We start from the raw sequence: 13,264 nt of genomic DNA, 5'->3' as shown, positions 1-13,264 counted from the left end.
CTTTTCTGTTTTCTGCAAGGTCTTTTTTGACCTTGTAGGTATAATTTAAGTTATTAAAAACCTGCTAGGCCAAAAAAACTTGCTGAAAAATCATAATACTTAAAAATCAAAGACTAAATAATTGGGCAGCGGTTAGGAAACTATAAATCATGCCCTATAAATCTCTTATTGCGCTTAACAGAACAACACAGTTAATAATTTTTAGTCTTCAGGAATAAAAAAAAAGACAGCATTTTTAATTTAGATTTCTATATTTGCAACAAAGTTGCGATAGACCTAGCCTTAAAAGAGGCTTCCATACTCCCAACTTCATGTAAATCAAGAATGAAGAAAAAAGTAATTTTAATTAATCTTTTGTTGTCTTATACGGTGTTGTTTGCAATGCTGTTTCAGACGATACATTCTTATGAACATGTTTACAGGCAATTGACCGAAAAACATTGCGATCACCATTATGCTTCCAACCAAAAGCAAATAACGCACAGTCATACGGTAGAGAACAACTGTTCGATTTGTCATTTTGCGTTTAGTACGTTTATTCCAAACTCTTTTCAGGCCTTATCTTTCCATAAGACAAACTTTGAAAGCAGCTTTGTATTCTTTTATACCAAGGCCGTTTCAACCTTCTTTAAAGGTAGTCTTTTTGCCCTTAGAGCTCCCCCTATTTTAGTTTAGTTTACTGTATTCTTGTTTCAATTCTGAAATTTTTTTTTCTATTTGCTAAAAATCAGGAAAAAGACATTGTTTCGTTGTGTTTTTATTGCAACCGTCCCAGTTCAAAACAACTTAAAACACACGCTTCTTTTTAGTTTAAAACAGAAATCCAACGACAGAATTCTCAGTAAACCCCTCTTATTTATAGTTCCAATACAATAGAAATCTGGCTTGTTACCTTGTGTAGCGGCAAAGATTTTCTATACCTACAATAGTAAAATCAAACAAATCCAAACTCATACAATTATGCTTACAGCAGAAAATCTGACCAAAAAATATGGCGACCAGATCGCTTTAAATGCTTTAAATCTAACCATCAAAAAAGGAGAAATTTTCGCCCTTTTGGGACAAAATGGCGCAGGAAAAACAACTACGATTAATCTGTTTTTGGGTTTTATACAACCCACAGCAGGAACTTTAAAAATAAACGATATTTCGGTTACGGAAAATGCGCAGGAAACCAAAAAACACGTGGCATATATTCCGGAAACTGTAATGTTATACCCTAATCTTACCGGGATAGAAAACCTGAAATTCTTTTCGTCTCTGGCCGGATTCAACTATTCAATCGGAGAATTAACTTATTTTCTGACCAAAGCGGGTTTACAAATTACTGCGCACGGTCAAAATCTTGGGGGCTATTCTAAGGGAATGCGACAAAAGGTTGGAATTGCAATTGCGATTGCTAAAAAGGCCAAAGTGCTCCTGTTAGATGAACCTACAAGCGGTCTTGATCCCAAAGCTTCAAATGAGTTTTCACAAATCTTAAAAGAACTCTCTGCAGACGGAACCGCAATACTCATGGCAACACACGATATTTTCAGAGCTAGAGAAGTTGCTACACATATCGGAATCATGAAACAAGGAAATCTAATGACCATTATCGAGGCCAACAAAATTTCGGCCAACGAATTAGAAAACTTGTATTTACAAACCGTATAAAAGAAAACACCGTTTTCACCATCAAAAAAATGAAACATTTACTCTCCCTATTCTTTTTAATAATTGGCATAAACTACGGGCAATCCCAAGTTATTAAGGGGCAAATCATAGCTTTTGACACCAAAGAACCGATTGCAAAAGTTAACATAAAAGTACTCCAATCCGGCAAAGAGACCATAACAGATCAATATGGAAATTTTAGTCTGGAAGGAGAAGGAATACTTGAGATTACTTCTACGGGTTACAAAACGCAGCGCATTACTTCCAGTTCAGAATTTTTTACTATTGAATTGGAAACAACCCTCAATGAATTACAAACCGTCGAAATTGTTGGTCGAGCTACAAAAAAATACAATAGCGATTATTCTTTTGCAGCAACAAAAACAGCTGTATTAAACAAAGATATTCCACAATCTATTGCTACTGTAACCAAAGAATTAATTGCTGATAAAGGTGCTTTTTATCTCGCTGATGCTGTAAAAATGGCCAGCGGCGTAATTCCGGCCAGTTATTACAACCAATACACCATTCGCGGAATCAGTCAGAATGAAGAAGGTCAAATCATCAATGGAATGCGTACAAGACAATATTATTTTCTTCAACCTCTAACGAATAATATCGAGCGTGTTGAAGTAATTAAAGGTCCGTCAAGTGCTACTTTCTCCTCTGCCGACCCTGGCGGAAGTATCAATCTGGTTACCAAAAAACCCTTGGCAACTGATCGCAAAGAAGTTAGTTTAAGCGTTGGAAGTTTCAGTACCTTACGCGGAACTTTAGATTTCACTGGTCCTTTAAACGACTCCAAAACACTTTTATATCGTGTTAATGCAGCCTATCAGGAAGCCAAATCGTATCGGGATTTAGTATCCAACAAATCCTTTCTAATTTCTCCTTCGTTCAGTTATATTCCGAATGAAAAAACGGCCATTAATACCGAATTAATTATTAGTGATATGGCGGGAACCCTTGACAGAGGTCAGCCTATCTTTGGGGCTGTTGCCGGTGTAACCAATTTAAAACAAACTCCCATCAGTCTAAATCTGGGAGCTTCCGGGGATTACTTTAAATCAAAGGAAATGATTTTAACGACAAACTTTGTCCATAAATTCAATTCGAAAATTGGTTTTAATGCTACCTATATGAAACAAACCTGGACCGAAGATCTTCAGGAACACAGGACTACAAATGCCTTTGCGGTAGACATCAATAATAAACCCGTAACAAGTCTTGCTATGATGCAGTTTGTACAACGCCAGCAATATTGGGACATTGACAATCTAAGTGTTTTTTTTAATTTTGATTATAAAACCGGAAAATTAAATCATAAATTATTAGTCGGTTATGATCTGAGCAGTTGGAATAAAAACAAAGGCGGTGGACAAAATGCGGCAAGAGGTTATGTATTGAAAGACGGAACAGTAGCGGGCTCTTTTGTATTGGCAAATGCTTCTAATTATCAGACCACAACCGTAAATGGGGTAGTTTTACCAAAACCCAATGTTTCCTTTTTTGACTTAAACGACCCTTCTTATGCTATGAGGAGTCCGGAAGATTATATATTGAATGTTAGAACAGCCTTACCATCCGCTTTGACTACGACCAATGCTCTTTATATTCAGGATCTTATTCAATGGGAGAAATTCACTTTTTTACTTGGACTTCGAAAGGAATGGTTTGAAGACATTACCAACTATGAATCAAATAACGAACTGACGGTAAAAAAATCAGCTTTGTTGCCACGTGTCGGAGTTACTTACGCTGTTAACCAAGCCGTAAATGTTTATACCACTTATTTGGAAGGTTATCAACCACAATCGAATACTACAACATTAATGCCTCAAACAGGCTCTTTACCTGCCGGCAGTTTGTTTGATCCGCTCGAAAGCAATTTAAAAGAATTAGGTCTTAAGGCCACTTTCTTTGCTAGTAAGATGAGTTTTAACGCCGCAATTTACGAGATCAATCAACGCAATATTTTAATGAATGCCAATGATCCTGTTCATCCGGATTTATTGGTAACCAGAGGTGCTGAGCGTAGTCGTGGTTTTGAATGTGATCTGGCGGGGTACATTACTCCCGATTGGCAAATAAATGTTTCGTACAGTTATATTGATGCTAAAATTACCAATGACCGCAATACCTCTTTAATTGGCGCCAGAAAACAAAATACACCAAAAAACAGTGCCAACTTATGGACACGTTACAACTTTGCTTCTGATTCGGCTTTAAAAGATTTGGGAATTGGTTTCGGACTGCAATATCAAAGTAGTAAAATACCGTGGTTTACCAGAGATTTTACACTTCCTGATTTTACTGTTTTTGACGCTGCTTTGTACTATAAACCCAATAAAAGCAATATGCAAATTGCTTTAAACGCCGGTAATTTATTCAATAAAACCTACTGGTTGGGCGCTCAGAATTATTTGCGTTTGTTTCCCGGAGCACCACGAAATTGTAGCCTTACCGTAACCTATAAATTTTAATCTGCATGAAAACACTACATCTGGAGTTTTTAATCGCGAATCATTTAAAAAATGCTATTCTTAAAAACAAAGCTTTTTATTTTATTACACTTTTTATTGGTGCTTTATTGTTATATGCCGCTTTTTCGGGTTGGGAAAATTATACCAGCCAAAATGAAACCAGCGAAAAATACCAACACGAATCGAGAGAAGACTGGTTGAGTAATCCCGATAAAAACCCACACCGAATGGCGCATTACGGGAATTTCGCCTTTAGAAAAAGTAGCTCCTTAAGTGTTTTTGAATTTGGAATGGAACCGTTTTTCGGAAATGCCATATTCCTTGAAGCACACAAACAAAACACAGCCAACTTTTCTGAGGCCGGATTTTCAAACAGCATGCTGCGTTTTGGAGAAATCAGCATTGCTATGGTTTTACAAATATTACTGCCTTTATTAATCTTTTTTATAGGTTTTAATTCGGTCGCAGCCGAAAGAGAAAACGGGACCTTAAAATTGCTTTTCAGTCAGGGTATTAATTGGAAACAATTACTGATCGGGAAAATACTGGGTGTGGTCTCCGTCATCATGCTTCTTTTTATTCCGACTCTGCTGGTATTGGTTTTGCTATGGTTATTCCTTCAAGATTTCACTATTTCTGTTGATGAAATGCTAAAAATGCTTTTATTCATTGCGTTTCATTTTATCTACCTGATTTTTTTCTGTGCCATAGCGGTTTTGGTTTCCGCGGCAAGTAAAACCTCGAAAAAAGCACTAATCAGTCTTATTGGAATCTGGTTAGTATTTACAATCATTCTACCCAGAACTACTCAGGCCATCGGTGCGTATATATATGAAGCCCCATCAAAAATCCGGTTCAATAGCGATATCGAGAAAGACATTCTGAAACAAGGAGACAGTCATAATCCTAATGATTTGCATTACAAAGCAATAAAAGATTCCTTGTTAGCTCTCTACAAGGTTGATTCTGTACAGCAACTGCCCTTCAATTATTCCGGTTTTATAATGACGGAAGGCGAAAAAATCAGTTCAAAAATTTACAATCAACATCTGGAAATTTTACTTAAGGTCTACGAAAAACAAAACCGTTTCTCTAAAACTGTTTCTTTTTTTAATCCTTATATCGCGATAAAAAATTTGTCAATGGGGTTGTCTACGACGGACTATGATTCATATATCGATTTTCAGAAACAAGCGGAGGACTATCGTTACACTATGGCCCAAAAAATGAATGCTTTACAAATTAAGTACATCAGCAATAAAAAGCCCGCAGCAACAGACAAACCACTCGCCATCAGCAAAGAACATTGGGCAGATCTCGAAGAATTTCATTATGAACCAAAGGACATTCGGGACGTTTTAAAAAGCGAAATCATTTCCATTATTTCAATTATTCTCTGGATTAGCCTGCTGTTTGTTCTTCTTCGTATTGCAGCTAAAAACCTTAAAGCCATCTAATATGTTAGTATTACTATTTAAAAATTTCATACGATCTAAAGGAACCAAAATTGGCCTGCTTTTCTTGTTACTCATCGGAATTATAAGTCTTATAATTGGACAGCAATTTCAAAGTAAGCAGCAAAATTCGATAACAGAAGCAGCCCATTATCAGAAAGAGCATATTGCCAGAAATGCCGCTTTTCATAAAGAGGAGATCGGACTTCTGCTTTATTATATTAAATTTTCTCTTGTCAATAAAACCTTTCCAATCAGTAGTCTCGCGATCGGACAACGCGATGTAAATCCGTCGGTTCAGAGTGTTACCATTCGTGGTTTGGAAGCGCAGAAATACGATGCTGAACTTAATAATCCTGCTAATTTATTATCCGGAAACATTGATTTCAGTTTTGTTTTGATTTATCTTTTTCCGCTATTGATTATCGCATTTTCATACAATCTGATTTCTGAAGAAAAAGAAAGCGGTACCTGGAAAATTGTAGCAACGCAGAGTCAAAACACTTTTTTATACATTTTAAAATTGTTTCAAATCAGAATCTTAAGTCTGTTGGGGCTTCTTACAATTGTCCTTTTTATAGCTGTTTTATTGCTGAATATTCCCCTTGACAAATCCTTTTTTGTTTTCTATGGTCTTGCCATTTTATACCTACTTTTTTGGTTTTCGATTTGTTTTTATATCGTTTCTCTTCAAAAGAATTCCAACTTTAATGCGATTATTTTATTGACCGTCTGGCTGTTTCTTATTATTATTTTGCCGGCCGTAATCAATACTTATATTGTCAATAAATATCCGGTACCAGAGGCTCTGGAATTGACCTTAAAACAAAGAAATGCTTATCACGAAAAATGGGATATGGACAAAAAAATAACCTTGGACAAGTTCTATGCGCATTATCCTCAATTTAAAAATTATCCTTTACCCGATTCCGAATTTAACTGGCTTTGGTATTATGCAATGCAACAGGCGGGTGATGATGATTCGGCACAACAATCTAGAGAACTGGAAACAAAATTGGAACAACGAAATAAAGCCAGTCAGACAATTGCATTATTCGTTCCGACTTTGCATACCCAAATTCAATTGAATGAAATTGCGAAATCAGATTTAGGCAATCAACTTTTGTTTTTAAAAGAAACCAAACAATTTCATGAAAAACTGCGTCTGCATTTTTATCCAAAAATATTTGATAATGCTCCTGTAAATCAGCAAAAATGGGATCAGTTTAAAGTCGAGACTTTTACAGACCCATCAGAAATTAAATTCTCAAAAGCCTTCTTGCCTTTGTTGCTTTTCAATTTAGTATTGCTGTTTTTTGGGTGGATGAATTTTAGGAACAACAGATTACATAACTTTTAAAAACAGATTTAAATTCTGCAAGTAATATCAGTTTATACTAGGCCGTTGGGTTCGATTGGTACAGATGATTTCATTAAAAATCAACTGAACAAAGAAAAATTTATTCTCCAAATTAATTGGACTCAACGACATAGTAGGATTATTCAATTTAAATAAACAAAAGAATAACAACGGTGCTTTTTTCATAACAATTCGTTATTGCCTTATCAAAGTATAAGATGATCCGTTCATCAGAATACCATTGTCCTTTTTTAAATTTGTTTTAAACGAAAAGAAGTTTTCTTCTTATTTAAAAATTGCGATTATGAAATTAGAACACCTTCAGATTATAACAAATAATGTTGCTGCAACTGCTGCATTTTATCAGGACATCTTAGAACTTTCAATTATAGAAAAAAGCACTGAATCTGTTACTGTTCAGGCAGGAAATTCTGTTCTTAAATTCATTGAAGATCCCCAATTTGACTCTATCTATCATTTTGCATTTAATATTCCTGAAAACAAACTTAACGAAGCCATTGAATGGTGTAAAAACAAAGTGAACATTATTCCGATTGAAGATGAAAAAGTAATTACAAACTTTGAAAATTGGAATGCCAACGCCATTTACTTTTACGATAATAATGGCAATTTATTGGAGTTTATCGCCAGACATGACCTCAACAATAGTCAGACCGCAGCATTCAATTCCAAATCTATTTTGAATATCAGTGAGATTGGGATCGTCCATAACAATCCGCTCGAATTAGGTACTGAATTAGAAACAAAATACGGCTTGGGTTTCTTTACAAAAAATTCTAATAGTGCGATATTTTCTGCCATTGGCGATGATGAAGGTTTATTGATTATTGTAAAACCAAATCGGAACTGGTACCCCACTCAAACCCCATCAGAAAGTAATACAACTAAGGTAAAAGTAGAAAACAACGGAGCGATAATTAACCTCCAATTTTAGTTTAAATAAAAAAATGCTGCCGTAAGATGGCAGCATTTTTTTTATACAACAGGGCTTATTTTTTAACAAAACGTCTTACTGTTTTGATTCCGTCTTTTTCTACTAAAATCAAATAGATTCCGCTTTTTAGACCTGCAACATCAATGCTGTTGTTAGTGGCTTTTTGTTTTGAAACTGTAGCACCGTCCTGTGCATTTATCACACTTACATTTGCTTCTGAAACCTCTGCCGTAAAGAAAAGTACTTCTTCAGTTGGATTTGGATAAACAGTCAGGCTTTCGATTTTTTCCTGAGAAGCCGTTTTTGCCGTTAAAGCTGCACCCGATTTTGTGATTCGGAACCAATTTAAATTCACACCGGAATTTTGAATGTAGATTCCGAAATTATAAGTTCCGGCATTTACGTTAACCGTCTGCGTGATGGTTTGCCAGTTTTGCCATCCTCCTGTATTAGGTACATTTACAGCTCCAAGTTGAATCGCACCTGCACTCAAATCTGACGATAATCTTGCTCCTGAAACGGCACTTGCCACTCTGTACTCAATCACATACGAACCTGATGTCGGAAAATTGATGTTGTAATAGGCCATCCAATCTCCTGTGTCAGCATAACCAACATTTAAACCTCCACCTGTATCTGTAGTAGCTTCGGTTTGAACCCCACTCATAGCCGAGTAATTTTCTGCCTGAATCAAAGTTCCCGTTCCCGGAGGCTGACTACCTGCAATTACCTGATTTACGGCTGTCAATAATGATTTTGAACCAACCGCATCCTGTGATAACTCCCAAATCATAACTCCACCGGCATTTTGAACGGCAAAAGTTGTTTTTTGTTTGATCGTTGGAATTCCGTTGTAGTAAATCGTATTTCCAACCTGATCCACATTTTCGGCTCCCGGATATTGATTTACAATATTTGCATAAGAGATTCCCTGATTGGCTGAAGCTCCAAAACCATATCCATAAAAAGGCAGCCCGATTATAGCTTTACTTGCCGGTAATCCTCTTCCTGTCCAATAATTAAACTGATTAACCGCCATGCTGTAAGGAGAATGCTGCCCCGGGCTGTTGGGTGCCCAAGGACCCGTCGCATCGTAAGCCATGATATTTATCCAGTCAAAAGCGGCAAAAGTAGCAGTAGGCACATTGGCACCACCATACCCTTCTGAAAGCGCTGCTGAAATGAGTTTACCATTGGCATGTAGTTTAGCTGCCAACGCAATTACAAAACCTCCATAATCCCCGTTAATTGCCGGACCTTCTAAATCCATGTCGACTCCATCAAAATTATGAGCCACCACATAATCGTAGATTTTCTGAATAAAGGCCGTTCTATTGCCCGGTGTGATTAGATTAAAATAATTATCACGGATCGCACCTCCTTCAGAAACGGCACCTCCTCCAAGGGAAACAAAAACTTTTACATTTTGCGAATGTGCAGCGTTTATAATCGTATTACTTCCGGAATTGAAAGTCAGATAACCATTAGCATCCGGATTTTCGAATGCGATATTAATGTGTGTTAATTTCCCGTACTGCACGCTACTCGAAAAGGCGTTCAGGTCTATCCAGTTGGGGATGTAAGCAATTACTTTTTTCTGAGCAATTGAAAGATTGAAAACTCCAAGTACCAAAATGATGGTCCATTTCAGTGGCATTCTTCTGTAGTTGTTTTTCATAATGTTCTTTTTTTAATAGTTAATAAATAAAGATAACCTGGCGCATCTATAAGGAAAAAAATGCCACAGATTAAAGGATTAAAATGATTAATAAACTGTTACGTAAAAAAAAATAGACACGAATTGCACGAATTACACTAATTAACTCGGGGTGACTGCAAAATTTACTGCAAAATGCTTTGATAATCTGTGACGCAAAAATTAAACACGAATTACACGAATTACACTAATTAACTCGGGGTGACTGCAAAATTTACTGCAAAATGGTTTGATAATCTGTGACGCAAAAAATTAAACACGAATTGCACGAATTACACTAATTGACTCGGGGTAACTGTAAAATTTACTGCAAAATGGTTTGATAATCTGTGACGCAAAAAATTAAACACGAATTGCACGAATTACACTAATTAACTCGGGGTAACTGTGAAATTTACTGCAAAATGCTTTGATAATCTGTGACGTAAAAAATTAAACACGAATTGCACGAATTACACTAATTGACTCGGGGTAACTTTGAAATGATAATCTGTGTAAATCTTTTTAATCTGTGGCAAAAAAATAATTCGTGTTAATTCGTGAAATTCGTGGCAAAAAAATTAAAATGATTTGATAATCTGTGACGCAAAAAATTAAACACGGATTACACTAATTACACTAATTAATTCGGGTCAACTGTGAAGTGACAATCTGTGTAAATCTTTTTAATCTGTGGCAAAAAAATAATTCGCGCCAATTTGTGAAATTCGTAGCAAAAAAAATAATTAGTGCCAATTCGTGCAATTCGTGTTAATTTTTTTTTTAAAACTGCACCCCGATAAAGCCCTGAACATTTCTAATTCGAAGTGTTCAAGGCTCCTACTCCTCTAAAATTATTTTTTGATAAAACGTTTTACTGTTTTCTTACCGTCTTTTTCCAAAACCACGAAATAAATTCCGGTTTTTAAGCGGGAAACATCCATACTGTTGTTGCTGATTTTCTGCTGAGAAACTACAGCTCCCGTTTGCGAATCTACAATGCTAACTTGCTGTCCGTTTACTGCGGTGGTAACAAAAAGAGTATTTTCTGCCGGACTTGGATAAACACTTAGTTCCGTTACAATCGGTTCTTCTTCCGTCGTTTTTATTACTGCCGTTTTTGCTGCAGCACCAACTTTTGTGATTTTAATCCAATTGATATTCATTCCAGTATTTTGAATGTAAATCCCAAAGTTATAAGTACCCGCATTTACATTTACGGTCTGAGATACCGTTTGCCAGTTTTGCCACCCTCCTGTATTCGGAATATCAACACTCCCTAACACTATTGTTCCACCATTCAAATCCGAAGATAATTTGCCTCCTGTTACGGCACTTGCCACTCTGTATTCGATTAAATAAGAACCTGTAGTTGGGAAATTAATACTGTTGTAAGCGATCCAGTCACCTGTTTCTGTATAACCAACATTAGAACCTCCACCGGTATCGGTTGTAGCTTCTACCTGAATTCCGTTCATAGCCGAATAATCTTCAGCCTGAATTAAAACGGACGTTTGCGAGGTCGTCGCCGGAATCAGTTTCCACTGTCCACAAGTCTGGTTGTTATTGTCCCATTGCTGTACATTGGCTCCATTTGTTGTACTGGCACCCGCTACCTCAACAATTCTGCCACTGTGACGCGCCACAATTTTGTAAAACCCGTCACCGGTTGAAACTAAAACAAACTGTTGGTTGGTCGTTGCATTGTATGGATATTGCTCTACATTGGCACCATTTGCTTTATTAAAACCATTTACATCCAATGACAAACCACTGTGATTTACTATGATTTTATACATTCCATCCCCTAAGTGTGTGAAGGTGAATTTTTGATTGTTTCCATTGTTAGCAGCTCCTTGCGCAACATTAGCACCATTGGCCGTACTGGCATTCCAAACGTCCATATTAAGTCCGCTGTTTCTGTTTTGTAAATAATAGGTCGCGTTTCCTAAAGTTGTATTTCCGTTTGCTATAATTCTAACCGAAGTCACTTTATCATTCCAGGTTGTATTCAGACAAGAGTTATCCGAATTAATAACTGTTGAAGTTCCTGTAAAATTATCATCCTGATACAAAATAGCCTGAAAACCCTGTGTGATTTTTAGCGATGAAATATCATCATTCAAAACTCCAAGTGTATTTAAACGTGCTAAGTTGTAATCACCAATGGTCAATCCGCCTGAAAATCCGGTATAGTTACAATCTTTATAAACCGTAATCACATCTGTCGTTGCGGGTACTGAAGGAACTGTTCCGGCATAACCTCCAAAAGTTGCGATTACCTTGGTTGGTTGAGGCGAATGAAGGGATGGCGACTGATCTGCTACATCATCGTAAGCAAATCCGTAAGCCAGATTGTCTACACTAATACCCGGCAAATGCCAAAATTTAGAATAATGATTCGTTGGATTTACCTGATAAAATTGTGATGCATTGTACCAGTTTTGCTGTCCCGGATTTGTTGTGGTAACATTCACAACGTGTCTGTTTATAGCAGCTGTTAACTGTGCCTGAACTACAAGGTCTAAATCTCCGTCAACCAATCTTCTGTCTAATACCCCTTTCCCTTCAAGAGCTTCCTGCGTTGTAGGTCTGCTTTGTACACGTCCGGTACGGCCCACAAAACCACCTGATTGTCCGACAACCTCAAGTTGTTCTCCTATAACTCTGCCTTTAAAAACTCCGGCATCTCCGGCATAAAAGATCAAATCTTCGTTTTTGTATTTATTCCAGATCGCATCGATATATGATTTTAGATAATTCGCCTGAGGTCCAGCTGTAGTTCCTCCGGTTCCATCAGCAAAGGCTGGTGTTTTTGAGGGTGCTGTAATTTCACCAGTAGCGTCATTGACACAACCTTGAAATTCTGACGGTACATTGGCTTTAAAAGCAGCCACAATATCAGCATGTTTCTTTAATTCCCCCACACGTTTTTGATAGCCGTTTGCGCCAAACAACTCCAATCCCATTGGATATTTATAAGAATCTACTCTCGACGGATTTCCAAAGAAACCATATTGGTTATTGGTAAGTTCGATGATTTCATATAAAATTCCCTGATTGGGATCTGTTGCATTCAACGGATTTGGTGAAGTATATCCTGACGGAGCGCCACTCGCCCCAAAGAAATAAAAGTACAATTGTTGTCCTTTTGAAATAAAAACACGGCAACCAGCAATTTGTGGCAAAGTGAAGGTTTTGTTTGGAATTTCACTCAGTTTTGTAAAACAGTTGGCATATTTTGAGTTTTGTCCCGGTCCGGTATTTCCGCCAATTGTTGGCCCTGTAACCGTATTGTACGACGAATTCATTGGTAAAACCTGACTTGTTTTGGCATTTACCCAAACGTGATTTCCGGTTGTGTAATCAATTCCGACTATGGCTACGTACAACTCGTTATCATTAAAAGTAGAAGTATTGCTTATGGTAAAGGGAATCGGCCCCTGACCGTACATTAAATTGGAGAACACCAAAAGCAGCGTTATCAGCAAAGAAATTCGGTAAAGTTTAATTCTTTTCATATCTAAAGTTTTTGGGATTATTACTTATTCTTTAAAACTCTGAAAATCATTTTTGAAGAAATGATTTTTGGTAATCCATCAGGTGGTATTTGGTGGTATTTTTCTCTTTAAACTTCGGCGTTGAACCGTTAGCTTTTCT

General features: G+C 36.8%; 8 protein-coding genes. 6 read left to right on the top strand and 2 right to left on the bottom strand.

Features of this window, described 5'->3' with window-relative positions; translation table 11 throughout:
- Positions 1 to 324 precede the first annotated feature (324 nt).
- The 6 genes from AB674_RS22155 to AB674_RS13235 all read left to right on the top strand — a co-directional run bounded on the left by AB674_RS22155 (position 325) and on the right by AB674_RS13235 (position 7,908).
- A complete protein-coding gene (locus AB674_RS22155; RefSeq protein WP_082210637.1) occupies positions 325 to 675 on the top strand; it encodes a hypothetical protein in 351 nt (116 codons plus the stop codon).
- Between the two features lie 285 nt (positions 676 to 960).
- Positions 961 to 1,656, top strand: a complete 696-nt coding sequence (locus tag AB674_RS13255; RefSeq protein ID WP_047777369.1) for an ABC transporter ATP-binding protein — start codon at positions 961 to 963, stop codon at positions 1,654 to 1,656.
- A 29-nt stretch (positions 1,657 to 1,685) separates the two neighbouring features.
- The gene (locus AB674_RS13250) at positions 1,686 to 4,139 is read left to right on the top strand and encodes a TonB-dependent receptor domain-containing protein (protein WP_047777309.1); all 2,454 of its coding nucleotides are present in this window, start codon (positions 1,686 to 1,688) and stop codon (positions 4,137 to 4,139) included.
- 5 nt (positions 4,140 to 4,144) lie between these two features.
- Positions 4,145 to 5,596: an ABC transporter permease gene (locus AB674_RS13245; protein ID WP_047777307.1), complete on the top strand. Its 1,452-nt coding sequence runs from the start codon at positions 4,145 to 4,147 to the stop codon at positions 5,594 to 5,596.
- Position 5,597: 1 nt separating this feature from the next.
- Positions 5,598 to 6,953, top strand: a complete 1,356-nt coding sequence (locus AB674_RS13240; RefSeq protein ID WP_047777306.1) for a DUF3526 domain-containing protein — start codon at positions 5,598 to 5,600, stop codon at positions 6,951 to 6,953.
- 304 nt (positions 6,954 to 7,257) lie between these two features.
- Complete coding sequence (locus tag AB674_RS13235) at positions 7,258 to 7,908, top strand: VOC family protein (RefSeq protein WP_047777367.1); 651 nt, start codon at positions 7,258 to 7,260, stop codon at positions 7,906 to 7,908.
- Positions 7,909 to 7,963: 55 nt separating this feature from the next.
- On the opposite strand, the gene AB674_RS13230 is transcribed toward AB674_RS13235, so the two are convergent.
- On the bottom strand, positions 7,964 to 9,586 hold the full coding sequence (locus AB674_RS13230; protein ID WP_053004260.1) for a glycosyl hydrolase family 18 protein: 1,623 nt from the start codon (positions 9,584 to 9,586) through the stop codon (positions 7,964 to 7,966).
- Between the two features lie 872 nt (positions 9,587 to 10,458).
- Complete coding sequence (locus tag AB674_RS13225; protein WP_047777305.1) at positions 10,459 to 13,125, bottom strand: beta-1,3-glucanase family protein; 2,667 nt, start codon at positions 13,123 to 13,125, stop codon at positions 10,459 to 10,461.
- Positions 13,126 to 13,264: the final 139 nt, after the last annotated feature.

It is taken from the genome of Flavobacterium sp. ABG (assembly GCF_001027725.1).
GTDB classification, from domain to species: Bacteria; Bacteroidota; Bacteroidia; order Flavobacteriales; family Flavobacteriaceae; genus Flavobacterium; species Flavobacterium cupriresistens.
The sequence above is the reverse complement of the archived record's forward strand: the minus strand, read 5'-3'. Positions and strand labels throughout refer to the sequence as shown.